The 18,265-nt window shown below is 38.7% G+C and carries 16 protein-coding genes and 3 tRNA genes; 12 read left to right on the plus strand and 7 right to left on the minus strand.

Features of this window, described 5'->3' with window-relative positions:
• Positions 1 to 11 precede the first annotated feature (11 nt).
• Together lon and ACG916_RS15275 are read left to right on the plus strand one after the other, a co-directional pair.
• Positions 12 to 2,441 carry an endopeptidase La gene (gene lon, locus ACG916_RS15270; RefSeq protein ID WP_336952688.1) on the plus strand — a complete coding sequence of 810 codons (2,430 nt, stop codon included), beginning with the start codon at positions 12 to 14 and terminating at the stop codon, positions 2,439 to 2,441.
• 231 nt (positions 2,442 to 2,672) lie between these two features.
• Complete coding sequence (locus ACG916_RS15275) at positions 2,673 to 3,050, plus strand: VOC family protein (RefSeq protein ID WP_336952690.1); 378 nt, start codon at positions 2,673 to 2,675, stop codon at positions 3,048 to 3,050.
• Between the two features lie 265 nt (positions 3,051 to 3,315).
• Here ACG916_RS15275 and ACG916_RS15280 read toward each other — a convergent pair whose 3' ends face one another.
• The 5 genes from ACG916_RS15280 to ACG916_RS15300 form a co-directional block, all read right to left on the minus strand.
• Entirely contained in the window at positions 3,316 to 3,744 is a 429-nt protein-coding gene (locus tag ACG916_RS15280) for a DUF7832 domain-containing protein (protein ID WP_336952692.1), read from the minus strand.
• Between the two features lie 151 nt (positions 3,745 to 3,895).
• Positions 3,896 to 4,741 (minus strand): diaminopimelate epimerase, encoded by an 846-nt coding sequence (gene dapF, locus ACG916_RS15285; protein WP_336952693.1) that lies wholly within the window; start codon positions 4,739 to 4,741, stop codon positions 3,896 to 3,898.
• 13 nt (positions 4,742 to 4,754) lie between these two features.
• Positions 4,755 to 5,999, minus strand: a complete 1,245-nt coding sequence (lysA, locus tag ACG916_RS15290; RefSeq protein ID WP_336952695.1) for a diaminopimelate decarboxylase — start codon at positions 5,997 to 5,999, stop codon at positions 4,755 to 4,757.
• 33 nt (positions 6,000 to 6,032) lie between these two features.
• A complete protein-coding gene (locus tag ACG916_RS15295) occupies positions 6,033 to 6,263 on the minus strand; it encodes a hypothetical protein (protein ID WP_034617490.1) in 231 nt (76 codons plus the stop codon).
• Between the two features lie 155 nt (positions 6,264 to 6,418).
• Positions 6,419 to 7,819 (minus strand): amino acid permease, encoded by a 1,401-nt coding sequence (locus tag ACG916_RS15300; RefSeq protein WP_004819689.1) that lies wholly within the window; start codon positions 7,817 to 7,819, stop codon positions 6,419 to 6,421.
• 279 nt (positions 7,820 to 8,098) lie between these two features.
• Between ACG916_RS15300 and radA the strand changes: the two genes are divergently transcribed.
• From radA to ACG916_RS15315, 3 genes are all read left to right on the plus strand, one after another.
• Positions 8,099 to 9,484, plus strand: coding sequence for a DNA repair protein RadA (radA, locus tag ACG916_RS15305; RefSeq protein WP_004722416.1), 1,386 nt, complete (start codon positions 8,099 to 8,101; stop codon positions 9,482 to 9,484).
• A 552-nt stretch (positions 9,485 to 10,036) separates the two neighbouring features.
• Positions 10,037 to 11,038 carry a Tim44 domain-containing protein gene (locus tag ACG916_RS15310; RefSeq protein WP_419329027.1) on the plus strand — a complete coding sequence of 334 codons (1,002 nt, stop codon included), beginning with the start codon at positions 10,037 to 10,039 and terminating at the stop codon, positions 11,036 to 11,038.
• A 182-nt stretch (positions 11,039 to 11,220) separates the two neighbouring features.
• The gene (locus ACG916_RS15315; RefSeq protein WP_336952701.1) at positions 11,221 to 11,547 is read left to right on the plus strand and encodes an EF-hand domain-containing protein; all 327 of its coding nucleotides are present in this window, start codon (positions 11,221 to 11,223) and stop codon (positions 11,545 to 11,547) included.
• An 86-nt stretch (positions 11,548 to 11,633) separates the two neighbouring features.
• Here ACG916_RS15315 and ACG916_RS15320 read toward each other — a convergent pair whose 3' ends face one another.
• A complete protein-coding gene (locus ACG916_RS15320) occupies positions 11,634 to 12,809 on the minus strand; it encodes a S1C family serine protease (protein ID WP_336952703.1) in 1,176 nt (391 codons plus the stop codon).
• A 171-nt stretch (positions 12,810 to 12,980) separates the two neighbouring features.
• On the opposite strand from ACG916_RS15320, the gene ACG916_RS15325 reads away from it, so the two are divergent.
• From ACG916_RS15325 to ACG916_RS15355, 7 genes are all read left to right on the plus strand, one after another.
• Positions 12,981 to 13,739 carry a Nif3-like dinuclear metal center hexameric protein gene (locus tag ACG916_RS15325; protein WP_419329026.1) on the plus strand — a complete coding sequence of 253 codons (759 nt, stop codon included), beginning with the start codon at positions 12,981 to 12,983 and terminating at the stop codon, positions 13,737 to 13,739.
• A gap of 219 nt (positions 13,740 to 13,958) precedes the next feature.
• On the plus strand, positions 13,959 to 14,585 hold the full coding sequence (gene sodB, locus ACG916_RS15330) for a superoxide dismutase SodB (protein WP_419329025.1): 627 nt from the start codon (positions 13,959 to 13,961) through the stop codon (positions 14,583 to 14,585).
• 81 nt (positions 14,586 to 14,666) lie between these two features.
• A complete protein-coding gene (locus ACG916_RS15335) occupies positions 14,667 to 15,308 on the plus strand; it encodes a hypothetical protein (protein WP_419329024.1) in 642 nt (213 codons plus the stop codon).
• A gap of 74 nt (positions 15,309 to 15,382) precedes the next feature.
• Positions 15,383 to 15,458: transfer RNA gene (locus tag ACG916_RS15340), tRNA-Asn, on the plus strand.
• Positions 15,459 to 15,463: 5 nt separating this feature from the next.
• Positions 15,464 to 15,539, plus strand: a tRNA-Asn gene (locus ACG916_RS15345).
• A gap of 623 nt (positions 15,540 to 16,162) precedes the next feature.
• Positions 16,163 to 16,238, plus strand: a tRNA-Asn gene (locus ACG916_RS15350).
• A gap of 62 nt (positions 16,239 to 16,300) precedes the next feature.
• Positions 16,301 to 16,750, plus strand: a complete 450-nt coding sequence (locus ACG916_RS15355) for a DUF2726 domain-containing protein (protein WP_419327631.1) — start codon at positions 16,301 to 16,303, stop codon at positions 16,748 to 16,750.
• A gap of 47 nt (positions 16,751 to 16,797) precedes the next feature.
• On the opposite strand, the gene mgtE is transcribed toward ACG916_RS15355, so the two are convergent.
• Positions 16,798 to 18,135 carry a magnesium transporter gene (gene mgtE / locus ACG916_RS15360; protein WP_419327630.1) on the minus strand — a complete coding sequence of 446 codons (1,338 nt, stop codon included), beginning with the start codon at positions 18,133 to 18,135 and terminating at the stop codon, positions 16,798 to 16,800.
• Positions 18,136 to 18,265: the final 130 nt, after the last annotated feature.

Raw genomic sequence — 18,265 nt, forward strand, 5'->3', positions numbered from 1 at the left:
TAGGAGTGCCCATGTCTGAGATTATTATGAATCAAGAAAACTTAGAGCCACAGGTTCCAAGTGTATTACCGCTTTTAGCGTTGCGTGACGTGGTTGTGTACCCACATATGCAAATCGCGCTATTTGTGGGTCGTGAAAAATCGATCAATGCAGTTGATGTGGCTCGTAACAGTGACAATTTAGTATTTGTAGTTGCGCAAAAAGATTCGCTTACAGAAGAAATTGATCACGACAACTTATATCAATATGGTACCGTCGCGAAGATTGTACAAGTTGTGAATCATGAAAATGATGAAAACTGTATCAAGGTACTAATTGAAGGCTTACATCGTTCTAAGCTGGTTGAAATCATCGACAATGATGAATACTTATCGGCTGAACATGCATTAAGCCCAATGACGATATCTGTAGATAAAGATACTCAAGCAACACGTGTAGAAGAATTACGTGCACTGTTTTCACAGTATGCAGAAGCCAAATTGCGTAATGCACGTGAATTGATTGCAGCAGCAAATAAAATCGATGATTTATTACAATTGTTGTTCTTTGTTGCAACCCGTGTACCTTTAAATATCGATGTAAAACAAAAATTCCTAGAGCACGATGAGTTTGAAGCACACTTACAAGAGTTGATGACTTATTTACTGCAACAATCTGAAGAACAACAGATTGAGCAAACATTGCATGACTCTGTAAAACGCCAAATGGAAAAGAATCAACGCGAATACTTCCTCAATGAGAAGATGAAAGTCATTCAGCGTGAACTTTCCGATATGAATGGTGGTGCGGAAGATGATGTTGCTGAAATTGAAAAACGTTTAGCGGAAGCTGATTTACCTGAACATGTGCGTAAAAAAGCTGAAAATGAATTCCGCAAATTAAAAGCAATGCAACCAGCATCAAGTGAAGCTGCTGTTGTACGCAACTATATCGAGGCGATTTTAGATACGCCTTGGAATAAAGCGAGCAAAGTCAGCATTAACTTAGCTAAAGCTCAGGAAATTTTAGATACAGACCATTACGGTTTGGACGAAGTCAAAGAACGTATTGTTGAATACCTCGCTGTTCAATCACGCGTTAAAAAACTTCGTGGTCCAATCCTTTGTTTAGTTGGACCTCCAGGTGTTGGTAAAACATCACTCGGAGAATCAATTGCCAAAGCAACTGGTCGTGAATTCGTTCGTATGGCACTCGGTGGTGTTCGTGACGAAGCAGAAATTCGTGGTCACCGTCGTACTTATATTGGTGCGATGCCGGGTAAAATTGTACAGTCGTTGACAAAAGTTGGTGTTAAGAACCCACTGTTCTTGCTCGATGAAGTTGACAAAATGGCACAGGATTATCGTGGTGATCCAGCTTCTGCCCTGCTTGAAGTACTTGATCCATCACAGAATAACAAGTTTAACGATCACTACTTAGATCTTGATCTTGACTTGTCCGAAGTGATGTTTATCTGTACTGCAAACAGTATGAATATTCCAGAGGCTTTATTAGACCGTATGGAAGTAATTCGTTTGCCAGGTTATACCGAAGACGAAAAAGTCAATATTGCAGATCGTTACCTTGTTCCAAAGGCAATCAAGAACAATGGCTTACGTGGCAAAGAATTGACAGTTCATGAGGAAGCGATCCGTGACATTGTCCGTCGTTATACCCGTGAAGCTGGTGTACGTAGTCTTGAACGTGAAGTTTCTAAGATTGCACGTAAAGTAGTAAAAGAGTCCGTCAGTAAGAAAGCGAAAAACTTACATATTGATGTCACTGCTGAAAACTTACCTGAATATTTAGGCGTGCATAAGTTTGATTACGGCATGGCTGAAGAAGAAGCTCAAGTAGGTCGTGTAAACGGTTTGGCATGGACTTCTGTTGGCGGTGAGTTACTCACCATTGAAGTAGCGGCAGTAAAAGGTAAAGGTAAATTTATTACTACGGGTTCACTCGGTGATGTAATGAAAGAATCCATTACTGCGGCAATGACTGTGGTTCGTACACGTGCTGATGAATTGGGTATCGAAGCTTCTCGTTTTGAAGAAACTGATGTACACGTTCATTTACCTGAAGGTGCAACACCGAAAGATGGACCATCAGCAGGTTTGGCTTTAACGACTGCTCTTGTTTCGGCATTCACTGGCATTGCAATTCGTCCTGATATTGCAATGACAGGTGAAACCAGTTTAGGTGGCCGAGCAATGCGTATTGGCGGCTTAAAAGAGAAACTTTTAGCAGCACATCGTGGTGGAGTTAAACTGGTATTTATACCACAAGAAAACGTACGTGACTTAGCTGAAATTCCTCAGAACGTGAAAGATGGTCTAGAAATTAAAGCGGTGAAAAGTATCGATGAGATTCTTCCACTTGCTTTAGTTGAGCATCCTACACCATTGGTCAAAGCACCCATCGTTAAAGCAGTGGATGAAGGCAAAAAAGCTGCACGTCATTAATCCAATGATCGAAAAAAAGAACGCTTCGGCGTTCTTTTTTTTAATGACTCCCCGGATAGTGATCAAAAAATATACTTTCTTACAAAATACAGCTGATCTTAAGTTAAGTTTGTCATAAGCTAATCAGGATAAAGTCTAAAATAGAAGTTAAAGGCTCAATTGCCCTTAGGCTTATGAATACAGCCATGTATGGTCATAAAACAGATAACAGCAAAATAAAAGGACACTTTTATGTCAAATCCAGTGTGTTGGTTCGAAATTTATGTCAATGATATGGCGCGAGCTAAATTATTTTATCAAACTGTAATCGGCACGGAGCTTAGTTTATTAAGTGATCCCAGCAATTCATCAGTAGAAATGTGGGTATTTCCATCAGATATGAACCAATATGGCGCAACTGGCTCATTGGTTAAAATGGAGGGTATATCTGCTGGGGGGAACAGTACCATTATTTATTTTTCCAGTGAAGATTGTGCAATTGAAGAAGCCAGAGTAGAAGCTGCTGGTGGTCAAATTCATCAAACAAAAATGTCGATCGGACCTCATGGTCATATTGTTTTAGCAGTTGATACTGAAGGCAATATATTTGGTATTCACTCAATGAATTAATTGGGTGGGAGTACAAATAGAATGACCAATTTAAAATTGGCAACTTTGCTGGTTGAAAAATAAGCTGTCATCCTCATATATAAATTATATAACTATGCGCGCTGTAAGTGTGGTTACTTAACGTCGATTTGGTCTCCAGACAGGTCAACGTTAAAACACAGTCCGACCCATTTTGGACTGTGTTTTTTTATGATTAAATTTGAGTATGCTGACAAAAGCCCATCAATGAAAAAGTATATTTTGTTAATGTACATACAATGCTGATTTATTTTCGATTGCGCTTCCATTGTTGATATTTTTGGCTAATCATCGTAGCCATTAAGTCATAGTTTTCCCATGTATCATCTACAGCATAAGTATCGATCAAACCTTGAGCATTGACTAATATCTCATCATAATCTTTTAAATACTGATGACTCTCATAATAAGCTTGGGTAAATTCAAAACCCTGTGGATTTAAATCTTCTTCCCAAAATTTTTCATCGCACATATTGATCAAAAAATCTCGCCCAGTTATTTGACGTGTACGGACTTGTTCTAATTCATCAACACTTTCTTCTTGGTGAAACTCACCTTCTAATTGATTATTGATAATCCATGCTAAATAAATTCCAATATGCGTCCCACCATTTTCATATGGAAAGCCTGCTTGCTCTGCCGATTCGCCATGCCAATCAATACGATCTATTGCCATTATTTATTTTTCCTTGTGATTATTTATTTAGATCTTTAAGCAGTATAAACACTTATTTTATATTTTTTAATCCAAAAACTATGCAGTTAGAGACAAAAAAGCCCTGAAATTAATTCAGGGCTTTTTTGTAAGCTGATAAGAGAAAAGGAGATCAACCTTGGAAATAACGTAAATCTAAACGGCCTTCATAAACGGTTGCAGTCGGGCCTGTCATCCAAACCACATCGCCTTCTTTCCATTCGATTTGTAATTTACCACCAGCTAACTCAATTTCTACATTATTGGCAAGTAAACCACGACGCATTCCAGAGACTGCGGCTGCACAAGCGCCTGTACCACATGCCATCGTTTCGCCCACACCACGTTCAAACACACGTAAGCGCGCATGCTTTTCATCAACAATTTGCATAAAGCCTGCGTTTACTCGTTGCGGAAAACGCGCATGCGCTTCCACTTGAGGACCAATTTTGGCAACATCTGCAGTTAAAACATCGGGAACGATTGTGACCGCATGTGGATTGCCCATATTGACCACATCAATAGTCAGCGATTCATTATCTTTCAATGCGATGTCATACAATGCATCTGCTTCTTCTGCAAGAAATGGAATCTCATTGGGTAAAAATTTTGGATAGCCCATGTTGACTCGTACCCAACCATTTTCACCCAATTCAGGTTCGACAATACCAGCACTGGTTTGAACCTTAAAACGCTTTTTATTGGTCAACTGACGTTCATAAACAAACCGAGCAAAACAACGTACGCCATTGCCGCATTGCTCTACTTCTGAACCATCTGCATTGAAAATACGATATTTAAAATCAACATTGGGAAAATCTGGTGCTTCAACAATTAACAGTTGATCAAAACCGATCCCGAAATGCCGATCAGCCAAACGGCGAATGGTCATTGCATCAAAAAATGCACGCTGGCTGATTAAATCAACCACCATAAAGTCATTGCCCAGACCATGCATTTTGGTAAATTCTAATAACATTTAAAATGGCTCCTTAAGGCAATAAGCTTTCATTTTCCCAAAGTGATTCAATCGTTTCTCTCTTACGAATCACATACGACTGGTCAGCATCGACCATGACTTCAGCAGCACGACCACGGCTGTTATAATTTGAACTCATGACAAAACCATACGCACCAGCACCTAAAACAGCAAGATTGTCATTTTCCTGAATGGCAAGTTCACGTTCTTTACCGAGGAAATCGCCTGTTTCACAAATGGCACCCACGATATCCCATGTTTTTGCTTCAAGATCTGTACGCGATACCACAGCTTGAATGTCCATCCACGCTTGGTAAAGCGAGGGACGAATCAAGTCATTCATTGCAGCATCAATAATTGCGAAATTACGATGATTGGTTGGTTTTAACAAATCAACTTTCGTCACCAATACCCCAGCATTTGCTGAAATACTGCGACCCGGTTCCATATAAACTTTTAAGCCTAATTTCTCTAAAGCTGGACGCATTGCGTTGGCATATTCTGCAACACTTGGCGGTGTTTCATCTTTATAGGTCACCCCTAAACCGCCACCAATATCGATGTGTTTCAGCTGGATGCCCAATTCTTTTAATTTTGCAATCATCATAATGACGCGGTCAAGCGCATCTACGAAAGGTTGTGTTTCAGTTAATTGCGAACCAATGTGACAATCAATTCCAATCACATCAAGGTTAGGTAAAGACGCTGCATATTGATAAGTTTCAAAAACTGAATCTGATGGAATACCAAATTTATTTTCTTTTAAACCTGTCGAAATATAAGGATGGGTTTTCGCATCTACATCGGGGTTTACCCGTAACGAAATCGGAGCTTTTGTACCTAAAGCTGCCGCAACTTTCTGAATCCGATCAAGCTCAGCATGAGATTCCACATTAAAGCACGCAATCCCCACTTCTAGGGCTTTTTGAATATCTGCTTCTTGTTTGCCTAAACCTGAGAATACGATTTTTGTAGCATCTCCACCTGCGGCAAGGACTCGCGCAAGCTCACCACCTGTGACAATATCAAAGCCTGAGCCTAATTTTGCCAATACATTCAATACCGCAAGATTTGAGTTTGACTTCACCGCAAAACAAATTTGATGATCGATAAAGCTAAATGCCTGATCCATATCCAAATAATGCTTTTCAAAAGTTGCCTTTGAATAAACATAAAGCGGTGTGCCATATTGCTGCGCGAGTTGATCTAAAGAACATTGCTCTGCATGCAATACCCCATGAATGCGGGAGAAACTCATGAATCTATCCTTTCAATGAAAGTGTAATTAGGTTTAGTTTGAAGTAGCTTGAGATGCGGGCACAGACTGATCTGCAACAGCTGTCTGATCTTGCACTTTTGCCTTGCTTTGGGCAGCTTTATTGGCATCTTTTGAATAGAGCAAATATTTGGCACGTTTGTCATAGTCTTGACTGTTTGCCAATTGCAAATTGCCTGATTGACCACAACCCACCAACACAGCACTTGCTAAAACTAAACCGATGCCACAAATTGCAAAACGCATTTGTTCACCTATTTCCAAAATTTTCGTCAGTATACCTTATACCTTGAATCTAAAATATAGACCAAAGCGGAAGCATTAAAGCTTAAAATGAGAATAAAAAAAACGCCAGTAAATTACTGACGTTTTCTTATCAATATCATTGAAATCGTTAATAACTATTTTTTCTTATAAAAACAGAAATAACCAATCGCAAGGATAATGAGCCAGATTGGACTGACCATCAATGATTTCATTGTATCTGGTTCTAATGCAAGAATACCAATCGTACCGACAAAGAAAATGATCACGATATAACAAGTAATCGGTCCACCTGGTAATTTAAACACTGATTTTGCATGAAGTTCTGGGCGTGTTTTGTAATACACCAAGTAACTCCACAAAATAATAATCCATACCAAGATAAACAAGATCGTGGACAGTGTGGTTGCTAAAGTAAATGCTTCGACAGTATTAGGAACGAAGTATTGTAATGCCGCACCACCCAATAGACATACACCAGAGAAATATAAAGCATTCGCTGGAACTGCGCGTTTATTTAACAGACCAAATGCTTTAGGACCTTGATCTTCACGAGAAAGACCAAATAGCATACGACTTGTTGAGAATACACCACTGTTCATTGAAGACATTACAGAAGAAAGAACCACCAAGTTCATAATGATTGCAGCCGCAGCAATTCCCGCTTGACTAAACAAGTTCACAAATGGGCTAACTTTAGGATCAATCATATTCCATGGTGTAACTGACATAACAATCACTAACGCCAATACATAGAAGAAAATAATACGGATTGGGATTGAGTTAACTGCTTTAGGTAAGTTCTTCTCTGGATCTTTGGTTTCTGCTGCGGTGGTACCAACAAGTTCAACACCGACAAAAGCAAATATGGCAATTTGGAAGCCTGCTAAGAAGCCTTCAAAACCTTTCGGGAACATTCCACCATGATCCCAAAGATGAGTAAATGACGCCACTTGACCTGTTGCTGCCGAGGTAAAGCCAGTAAAAATCATCCAGAAACCCACCAAAATTAACACCACAATGGCAATAATTTTGATCAGCGCAAACCAGAATTCCAATTCACCAAACAGTTTTACTGTGACTAGGTTCAATCCTAAAATAAAGAAGATTGCGGCAACACTAATCATGGCCCCTTCAGTCGGGGTAAAGGGCACCCCATTATTGAAGAACTGTAAGTAATAGATAATTGCAGATAAATCTGCGATACCAATAGTGATCCAGCACAGCCAATAAGTCCATCCGACAAAATAGCCTGCCCATGGTCCGATCAAATCTGTAGAAAAATCAATAAATGACTTGTATTGCAAGTTTGAAAGTAACAGTTCACCAAGCGCACGCATGACGAAAAAAACCATCAAACCAATGATCATGTAAATAAATAATATGGATGGTCCTGCAAGACTAATCGTCTTTCCTGAACCCATAAATAAGCCTGTACCAATCGCACCACCAATTGCAATTAATTGTAGATGACGATTCGATAAACTTCTTGCTAGTTCACCTGTTTCCGCAGAAGAACTGAGGTTTTCATTTGACATTGTTATATTCTTCTCTCAGATTTCGTTGTTTAAAAGTAGCTTAAAACAAAAAAAATAAAAAAGCCTTTTTCAATGAATACTTAAAATAACTAAGTTTTTTCATCTTTTAGCTTATTTAATAGTCAAATGACTATCCCTTACCTTTCTTATTTTTACCGTTCCTTCGATTTGCAGTTTACGTGCCAAAATAGTTTTTGGCGAGATGTTGCACAAAAAATTGTATTTCAATAGCGCTATTGGTACATTCAGCAGATCATTCAAAAGGTGAACGCACTCAAAATGGGCAAAGTTAAAACTGTTTATCGTTGTGAACAATGTGGTACAGACCATCCAAAATGGGCAGGTCAATGTTCCGACTGTGGTGAATGGAATTCTCTGACTGAAGTGCGAATAGAACCTGTCGTATCACATCGCGCCAAACCTATGGGCGGTGGATATGCAGGACAAGCAGCCAATGTCACTTTACTCAATCAGATTACAGTGTCTAATGAAACACGTTTAGCTACGGGTATTGGCGAATTTGATCGTGTGCTAGGTGGTGGTTTAGTCACAGGTTCTGTCGTCCTGATTGGGGGTGACCCCGGTATTGGTAAATCTACCATTCTTTTACAAACCGCAACCCATATGGCTGCTGCGAAGAATTCAGCGCTCTATGTCACTGGTGAAGAATCACTTTCACAAGTAGCTTTACGTGCCAATCGTCTTGACTTAGCTACCGATAAATTACAAGTCATGGCAGAAACCTGCGTAGAACGAATTTGTGATACCCTCGCACAATTACGTCCTGCTGTTGCCATCCTTGACTCAATCCAAACCTTATATACTGAAACCTTACAATCTGCTCCCGGCGGTGTTTCGCAAATTCGTGAGTCAGCTGCACTCTTGACTCGGTTTGCAAAAAATAGTGGTACAGCATTATTTCTTGTTGGTCACGTCACCAAAGAAGGTGCATTGGCGGGGCCTCGTGTGCTTGAACATATGGTCGATTGCGTACTGTATTTTGAAGGCCAATCTGACTCCCGCTACCGTATGATTCGTGCTGTCAAAAACCGCTTTGGTGCGGTCAACGAACTTGGTGTATTTGGCATGACCGATAAGGGCTTAAAAGAAGTCGCCAATCCGTCTGCCATCTTTTTAAGTCGTTATGATGAAGCGATTCCCGGTTCAGTGGTGATGATCAGCCGTGAAGGGACACGTCCGTTATTGGTTGAAGTTCAAGCACTGGTTGATGATGCGCATGGACAACCACGTCGGGTTGCACTGGGCTTAGAACAAAACCGTTTAAATATGTTGCTTGCAGTCATGCATCGTCATGGTGGTGTACAGACCTCTGGACAAGACGTTTATGTCAATGTCGTGGGTGGCTTGAAAATTACCGAAACAGGTTCTGATCTTGCGGTACTTTTGGCCTGTGCTTCAAGTTTACGCTCTAAAGCCTTACCACAACAATTGGCTGTATTTGGTGAAGTGGGGTTATCAGGTGAAATACGCCCAGTTCCCAATGGACAAGAGCGCTTAAAAGAAGCCATAAAACATGGTTTTAAATACATCATCGTACCTAGAGGCAATGCACCACAAAAGCCTATTGCAGGTGTACAAATCATTGCAGTAGCTCGACTGCATGAGGCGTTAACAGAGGCCATGCAATTGAGTGATGAGGTCTAATTATCACGTTATAAAATAAGATCAAGTCTTACAAGGAAGTAAGCTTGCGTTGATAGATAGTTTAAATAAAAATTTGTATCTTATCCCTTATTTAAATGAACCCTCACAAATCCAATAAAAAAATAAATATTTGACTAAAACTAAAACAATAGTTGGTTTAATCATTTTTATAACGGATTGAGCGTTCAATATGTATTCAAATAATTAAAAGATAAAAGCTATCTACTGGATGCTTTAAATTATCTTTTAAATCATGAGAATTTTTATCATAAATTGCCTCGCTAAATTTGTATATCACAAGACAATTCCACCGATATGATAAAAGCCTTTTTAATTTGATTGTTTTAATTATTTCAATAGATTAGAAAATCTGTATTGAGCTTTAAAAGCCCAGCAATATATTCGTTATGTTTATGTGAATATATGTGCAAATAAATCTTAAAAACATTGAAATTCTCTTAAAAAGACTGCATAAAGAGAACTATGGAAAGCAATACAGTAATATGCTTGCACCCATATTCATCAACATATTTTTTAATATAGGTAGATTCAATGGAAGTTCGACAGCGCGGCTTGATCGCAGGTATTTTAATGGCAACTTTGGCTGTAGCACCTTTAGCTGAAGCAAAACGTGCAGGTGGTGGTAAAAGCCATGGCATGAGCCGTTCTTCGAGTTCAAGTCAGTCTTATTCTCAACCTCGACAAGTTACGCCTGCTCAACAACCAACGCCTGCTCAACCTGGTCAACAAAAATCAGGTTCTGGTGTAGGTAAAATGGTTGCTGCTGGTGTTGCAGGTGCAGCAGTAGGTGCGATTGCGGCAAATGCGATGGCTGATGATCATAATGGTAACGCACAAGCTCAGACCAATGATGCTGAATTAGCGAAACAACAAGCAGCTGCTCAACAAGAAGAGAAACAAGGTGGAATTCCAAGTTGGATTTGGTTAATCCTGATTGCTGGTGCTGCATTCTTCTTATTCCGTAAATTCGGTGCAAAAAAAAAATTAGCCAGTAATAATCCATATGCACCAAATAGCGCAGGTTCAACATCTACGCCATTTGGGCAAAACAATGCGACACGTAGTTCGAATGACTCTACCAATATTTTTGGTCAGTCGGTGAATGGTGGTACTGCAACACAAGCACCTTTTGGTGCAGCGTCAATGCAAAGCGGCAATCAACTTCCAGATGGAACGGAACCTGCTGCTTTCTTACGTGTTGCTCGTCAACGCTTTAACCATATTCAGTCAATGAACTCTGTGAGCAACATTGCTGAAATTCAGCGCTATTTAACAGCTGATCTTTATCAGTCAATGTACAGCGATATCATGGCAAACCAAGATCAAGATGTGGCTGAGTTTTCGAACTTAAATGCATTGGTATTGGATAGTGCAACAGAAAATGGACAATACGTGGTGAGTGTTCGTTTTACAGGAACTGTCAGCGAAGACTTAAATAGTCAACCTGTACCGTTCTCAGAAGTATGGCACTTTGTTAAACCAGCAGGGTCTACTCAAGATTGGTTAGTTGCTGGAATTCAACAAGAAAGTTGATTGAATAGCGTTTTATTGCAATAAAAACAGTGCTTCGGCACTGTTTTTTTGTTTTAAAAATATAGTATTTTCTATCGAATAGATTGAATCAAGACGGAAATAGTTTTGTTGAGATGCAGCCATTCGTTTAAAATCACTTTGTCTTTATAATCAAAGCTAATTAAAAAAATGGGATAAAACAAATGAATAAAATAATCTATAGTCTAATTCTCAGTTGTAGTGCATTTTCAAGCTTTAGCTTTGCCTGTGATCCGGCTTCTTTAGACTGGGAGAAATTCCATAAAACCTATGATTTAAATAAAAATGGTACCTTTGAGCTCAATGAGTTCTTAAAAGTCAAAGACTTTGATCCACTCCCATGGCCAGATGACCGACGCTTTAAAGGTCAAGATAAAAACATTAAGTTATTTAAATTCTTAGATAAAAATAAAGATACAAAGCTCTCAAATGAAGAAGTTGGCGCAATCCATAGCCTATTACCTAATCCCTGTGCCAATTGGCCTCACTAACACTAAATAGTCTTTTGAGCTAAGGAAAACCTTCATTTTCGAAATAAAAAAGCCCTGATTCATCAGGGCTAAATTTTTTGCGATACTTAACGTCGTGGTAAAGGGATAAACTGTGAATCAGCACTTTGAACTTTTCGTTCACCCACTTTAACAGTGAGATTGACAGTTTGTTCACCACGAATGACTTCAACTTGAATATCGGTATTTGGTGCTTGAAGTGCAACATAATTAATTAAATGTGAGGTTGAAGTAATATCTTCATTATTCACTTTAATAATACGATCACCGACTTTAATTCCCGCTTCCGCCGCAGGACCTTTTTTCAATACATCAGCAACTACAACACCAGGCTGACGTGGCTGCAATACATCCGCTTGGGTTGGTGGGACTAAACTAATACCCATCCATCCACGAATCACACGACCATCTTTCAAAATCGAATTTAAAATTTGTTGACAGATTTTCGCAGGAATGGCAAAGCCAATGCCCAATGAACCACCAGACTGAGAGAAAATTGCAGTATTGACGCCAATCAAATTCCCCGCCACATCAATCAATGCACCACCAGAGTTACCTGGATTAATTGCTGCATCTGTTTGAATAAAATCTTCATAAGTATTAATACCGAGATCAGAACGGCCTGTCGCAGAGATAATACCCTGAGTTACAGTTTGCCCTACACCAAATGGGTTTCCAATTGCCAGTACAACATCTCCTACCTCATTCCCACTCAATTTAAATGGTAATACAGGTAATTCTTTCAATTCTATTTTGATCACAGCCAAATCTGTATCAGGATCTGTGCCAATTACAGTTGCTTCAGCACGACGACCATCTTGCAAGGCAACAACAATTTGTTCTGCTTGAGCAATCACATGGTTATTTGTCAAAATATAACCATCTGGACGAACAATTACCCCTGAACCCAAACTATTTTCATTCTGGTTTTGATTTTGTTCAGGAATCTGATTTCCAAAAAATTCTCTAAACGCAGGATCATTGAGTAATGGATGATTTTGTTTTACTTTTTGAGTTGTAAAAATATTGACTACTGCTGGTGCGGCAACTTTGACCGCAGCACTATAAGACACCACACCGCCCGTTCGAGATGTATTGACCAAAGGTTCAACTTTCTCAGCTGGCATTTTCACACCATCAGCAGCAATAGGCGCTTTGGGCTGTTGAAGTTTTTGCCAAACCACAAAACAAATAATAACCAATATCAGTAAAACCCAAGGGAGCCAAGTAAATGAACGCCGCACGTTTTTATTCCTCTAAGAATTTTTTAATTCGTTGATGCAAAAGCAATTTGTATATTGTAAAGCAATTCAATCAAGAAACATAAAAAACACAAAGAGTTTTGTTCAGCTTTAGTTACAATTTAAAATATGTTTTGATGTTCTTAACACACTTAATTTAATTAAAGGTTATTCATGGCTTTACTCAAAGATATCATCCAATGGTGTGATCAAACCTTAAAATCGCATGAATTTAAAGATTACGCGCCCAATGGATTACAAATCGAAGGACGATCTGAAGTAAAAAAAATCCTGTGTGCAGTCACGGCGTCACAGGATGCAATTGATGCAGCAATTGCACAACAAGCAGACCTTCTCTTGGTTCATCATGGCTACTTCTGGAAAGGCGAACCCTATCCAATCACAGGCATGCGTGGCAAACGAATCAAAGCATTAATCCAAAATGATATTTCACTTGTTGGATACCACCTCCCCTTAGATTCACATCCAACACTAGGGAATAATGCAATGATTGCCAAAATCCTTGGACTGGAAAATATTGAAGCTTTAGACCCAAGCGAACGCAATCCGATTGGTAATATCGGTTATTTAAAAGCTCCAATCTCACCAGAAGATTTTAAACACCTTCTTACTGAAAAATTAGGCTTCAATTCCATACATTTAACCGCAGAAAAAACGCTGATCCAAAAAGTTGGATTTTGTACAGGCGGAGCACAGGATTTTATAGGCAAAGCGGCAGCAATGAATTGTGATGCCTATATTTCAGGTGAAGTGAGTGAGCGTACTTTTTATGAAGCAAAAGAATTAGATGTGCATTACTATGCATGTGGTCATCATGCAACTGAAAGGTACGGTGTTCAACAACTTGGTCAAGCGATCGCTGAACAATTCAAGATTGATTATCGCTATTTCGAACTCAACAATCCAATTTAAGTGTTATCCTAAAAATGTAGCTCATTTGTAGACAAATATTGGCTTGCCGATTAGACATTTTTTCATAAAAATGCGATGCATTTTTTACATTTTCTTTATACGTATTAAATCGAAATAAATTGTGTATTGTTATTTAACATCTTGCACAATTGTTGAAAGAATCCATTACAATAAAGCCACTTAATGTTAAAACCCAGCTAAATGCAAGGAATTTAAAACATGACAACCATTACTTTACCTGCTTTACCATACGGCTATGAAGATCTTGCGCCGCACATCAGTAAAGAAACTTTAGAATATCATCATGACAAGCACCACAATACCTATGTTGTAAACTTAAACAACTTAATCAATGGTACTGATCTTGAAGGTAAAACTTTAGAAGAGATCATTGTGGCTGTAGCTGGCGATGCATCTAAAGCAGGTGTATTCAACAACGCTGCACAAGTTTGGAACCACACATTCTACTGGAACTGTATGGCTAAAAACGGTGGCGGTAAAGCTACTGGCGCTTTAGCTGCTAAAATTGATGAGGCTTTCGGTTCTTACGAAAAATTCGCTGAAGAATTCGCTGCTGCTGCAACAACTCAATTCGGTTCAGGTTGGGCTTGGTTAGTTGCTGATAAAGTGAATGGCGAGCTTTCTATTCTTAAAACTTCAAATGCAGATACTCCACTTGCACATGGCAAAGTAGCGGTACTTACAATTGACGTTTGGGAGCATGCATATTACATCGACTTCCGTAATGCTCGTCCTAAATACATTTCGACTTTCTTAGAAAGCCTTGTAAACTGGGACTATGCAAACGCGAAATATGCAGGCCAAGAAGCTGGTGTTGAAAAATAAGATCTAAGCATTTTATTTTTGGATAAAGGCCATTCATTTTAGAATGGCCTTTTTATATGATTCATTTTTTTCAATTCTAATATGATCAATCCTAGTTACACTGTAAAAGCAGATCCAATAAAAATCTTTTATAGTTATGCCATGCTTAGCGCCATTCAAATCCCCTGTTATCTCTATATTACCAATTCGGACGATATCAGCTTCACTTTCATTTTGGTGGTCCTGTTTTGGCTGTTTATCGTGTTGTTTGAACTTATTTCATTGTCTTTGCTGATCAAACATGGACGACCACAGATACGTTTTCATTCCGAGTTTTGTCAAATTCAAATGCATGCAATAAAAATCACCTTCGATTATGCACAAATTTCCGCTTTCAGCATGCGTAAAATACAGCAAGAACATAGAGGCTTTTCTTTTGGTATGTGTTACGAACTTGACTTAATGTTTATTGATCAAATTATGCAACAACATTTTTTGTGGAAAAAAGCCTATAGGGCTAAAAAGATAGTGATTTCATCAAACTTGCGTTTTAAAAATATTCAAATCTTAGAAATCACGATTATTTTTAGCGCTTTAGTCCGAATGAAACCATCACAACGAATACAAACCCTTCTCCAACTGCAACAAAATTTAATCACTTATGATCATTTAATCTCGAATAAAGAACTAGAAAACTTTAAAAATAATCAATATATATACAAACTCTTTAAATTCGGACAATAAAAAAACATTTAAGCCTTTTTTCTTATCATTTCACTTGACCACTTTGGCTTTCATCCATAAAATGCGCATCAGATTCTCCAATAGCTCAGTCGGTAGAGCGACGGACTGTTAATCCGCAGGTCCCTGGTTCGAGCCCAGGTTGGAGAGCCATCTATTCTTCCATAGCTCAGTCGGTAGAGCGACGGACTGTTAATCCGCAGGTCCCTGGTTCGAGCCCAGGTGGAAGAGCCAGATTCTAAAAAGCCCACTCATCATGCAGTGGGCTTTTTTATATCTTTATTTTCTATAAAGAAAAGATGTAGGGTCAAATCATTTAATTATTCATACAAGTCATTGATTATAAATAAAGCTTATGTTTTTGTATCAAATTTTAGAAAATGTTAGTTATCAATTCATTTTTGTACTTTTGAATCCTAGATGGTTATCCTACCGCGGGGCGACAGGGATGTCGCCGTTGGGCGGAGGTACAGGACGTCCCCCTCGCCCATGAGCAAAAACAAAGCACTGCTTTGTTAGCAGCGCAAGGTTTGGCATCGCCTACGCAAAGGAATTTAAACTTTGAATGTAAGATGTGGTGTTGCAAGCTTTTTATAATTAACAATTTATTTTTTCCATAAAATTGATTTAATTAAAAATATTAATAGAAATTATATTCTTGAGTCTGAGTTTTTTTGACAGGTTGACTATAATTGATTTCACTCTCAATTTCAGAACGCTTAAAACAACTTTAATTTTTATTCAGATTTACTTTTATTCAGAATGATCAAATATTTAGCAAATAATGCTTTTTTATGATGGATTTAACAATTTTTCCTTGACCCATTCCCATTTCATCCCTAAAATGCGTTCCAGATTCTCCAATAGCTCAGTCGGTAGAGCGACGGACTGTTAATCCGCAGGTCCCTGGTTCGAGCCCAGGTTGGAGAGCCAGATTTTAAAAACCCACTCATGATTGAGTGGGTTTTTTCTTGTCTATATGATACCGATCGCTTATGTCTCTCGATTTACATCAAATTTTATTTTTATTGATTGGCAGTATCGCAACCATTGCTTTATTGCTTGCCTGCTTTGGTCAGTATTTATTTCGAAATAAACATTATTATGCAAAACTTGTGATCACCCCTTTTGAACAGAAAATGTTTTTCCGTTTAAATGAAGCCTTTCCACAACATCATGTACTTGCGCAAGTCGCGTTTAGCGCATTAATTGATTGCAATCAATTTAAATTGCGTTCCAAATTCAATCGTAAAGTGACCGATTTTGTTTTACTCGATAAACAGCTTGAAGTAATTGCTATTATTGAACTCGATGATCCCAGTCACCTTGGCAAAGAGCATATCGATGCACAACGTGACGAGATGTTAGAGCAAGCAGGTTATCAGGTATATCGCTATACAGATATTCCCAGTTGTCGTGATTTAAGAAAAGATATTGCTAATTAAACATGATCAGCCAAGCATTTTTAAAGCTTATACCCTTCAGCCATGTCTTATAAAATAATCGATGCAATACATAAGTAAACGATAACACCTGTTGCATCACAAATCGAAGTGACTAAAGGTGCCGAAGCACTTGCTGGATCCAGCTTTAAACGATTTAATATAAATGGCAGACTCATCCCTATTAAGCAGCCCATCAATACTATACCCATCATACTTAAAGCTAAAACCAAGGCGACCATTGCATCCCCTCTAAAGTAGCCAAGAATGGACACAGCAATTGCCATTGTTCCGCCCAAGCATAAACCGACCAAGCTTTCACGCCCAATCAGGTACATCCAATCTTTTAAATGTACATCACCCGTTGCCAATGCCCGCACCATTAACGTGGCCGACTGTGAACCGGCATTCCCACCACTCCCGACCAAAAGCGGCAAAAAGAATACCAGCACAATATTTTTTGCAATAATATCTTCAAAATGGGCAATCCCAAATCCAGACAATAAGCTGCCAAAAACTAAAATCACCAACCAAAATACCCGTTTCTTATATAGGTAATGAATCGGCGCTGTCTTAATACTCATTTTAGGAGAAGATGAGACTGCACTGGATTTTAAAAAATCTTCAGTGGCTTCTTCGGTGACAACATCCATCGCATCATCATAAGTGACAATACCTAAAAGACGCTGTTGCTCATCAACGATAGGCAGCGCAATAAAGTCATAATAATGCAACTTCTCTGCAATACTTTCTTGGTCTTCATTAACATCCCCTACAATCAAATCCGTACTCATAACTTCAGCAATGGTTTGTTCAGGCTCAGCAAGAATAATTTCACGTAAGGACACAACCCCAAGTAACGTACCTTGAGGATTGATCACATAAATCAAATAGACTGTTTCACGATTTGTAGCAATTGCTCTGATCTGCTTGATGGCTTGCGTCATGTTCAAATCAGGTGACAATGTCACATAATCTGAACTCATGATTGCACCAGCAGACTCTTCTGGATATCTGGCTAAATGTTGGATCTGCAGTTGTATTTCAGTGCTTAAATCAGCATAAACAGCTTGCTGTAATGCATAAGGCAAATACTTAAATAAATCTGTACGATCGTCCGAGTGCATCTCAGAAATGATATTGACCAGTATTTGTTTTGGTAAATGCTCAGAAATTTTAAGTTGTTGTTCGAGTGATAAAAACTCAAGAATGTACGCAGCATTGGGCAAATACTCCACCAATGTCAGCTGTTCATTTAAAGATAAGTCTGCCAAAATTTTTGCGATATCAGCGTCATTGATTTGTTCAAATTGTTTTTCGATGATATCAAATTGATGGTTTTGAATGGCTTTTTCTATTTCTGAAACGAGTGCCAAAGAAAATTGCATAGGATGATCCAAATTCCATCAAACTTTTGCCACATGTTGGACTGCAATCCCACGAAAATAAAGATGTTTTTTGTTGTGAAACATGTTTTAACGGTTCTGTATGATTTTAAGCTTGATCAATCCTCATCTA

It is taken from the genome of Acinetobacter legionensis (assembly GCF_048552295.1).
Lineage (GTDB): Bacteria > Pseudomonadota > Gammaproteobacteria > Pseudomonadales > Moraxellaceae > Acinetobacter.

Bases quoted from the DNA above. Each gene is read 5' to 3' on its own strand.
- lysA (WP_336952695.1), bottom strand. From the start codon at position 5,999: ATGAGTTTCTCCCGCATTCATGGGGTATTGCATGCAGAGCAATGTTCT.
- ACG916_RS15275 (WP_336952690.1), top strand. From the start codon at position 2,673: ATGTCAAATCCAGTGTGTTGGTTCGAAATTTATGTCAATGATATGGCG.
- ACG916_RS15315 (WP_336952701.1), top strand. From the start codon at position 11,221: ATGAATAAAATAATCTATAGTCTAATTCTCAGTTGTAGTGCATTTTCA.
- sodB (WP_419329025.1), top strand. From the start codon at position 13,959: ATGACAACCATTACTTTACCTGCTTTACCATACGGCTATGAAGATCTT.
- ACG916_RS15310 (WP_419329027.1), top strand. From the start codon at position 10,037: ATGGAAGTTCGACAGCGCGGCTTGATCGCAGGTATTTTAATGGCAACT.
- ACG916_RS15335 (WP_419329024.1), top strand. From the start codon at position 14,667: ATGATCAATCCTAGTTACACTGTAAAAGCAGATCCAATAAAAATCTTT.
- ACG916_RS15300 (WP_004819689.1), bottom strand. From the start codon at position 7,819: ATGTCAAATGAAAACCTCAGTTCTTCTGCGGAAACAGGTGAACTAGCA.
- radA (WP_004722416.1), top strand. From the start codon at position 8,099: ATGGGCAAAGTTAAAACTGTTTATCGTTGTGAACAATGTGGTACAGAC.
- ACG916_RS15295 (WP_034617490.1), bottom strand. From the start codon at position 6,263: ATGCGTTTTGCAATTTGTGGCATCGGTTTAGTTTTAGCAAGTGCTGTG.
- ACG916_RS15355 (WP_419327631.1), top strand. From the start codon at position 16,301: ATGTCTCTCGATTTACATCAAATTTTATTTTTATTGATTGGCAGTATC.
- mgtE (WP_419327630.1), bottom strand. From the start codon at position 18,135: ATGCAATTTTCTTTGGCACTCGTTTCAGAAATAGAAAAAGCCATTCAA.
- ACG916_RS15325 (WP_419329026.1), top strand. From the start codon at position 12,981: ATGGCTTTACTCAAAGATATCATCCAATGGTGTGATCAAACCTTAAAA.
- ACG916_RS15280 (WP_336952692.1), bottom strand. From the start codon at position 3,744: ATGGCAATAGATCGTATTGATTGGCATGGCGAATCGGCAGAGCAAGCA.
- dapF (WP_336952693.1), bottom strand. From the start codon at position 4,741: ATGTTATTAGAATTTACCAAAATGCATGGTCTGGGCAATGACTTTATG.
- lon (WP_336952688.1), top strand. From the start codon at position 12: ATGTCTGAGATTATTATGAATCAAGAAAACTTAGAGCCACAGGTTCCA.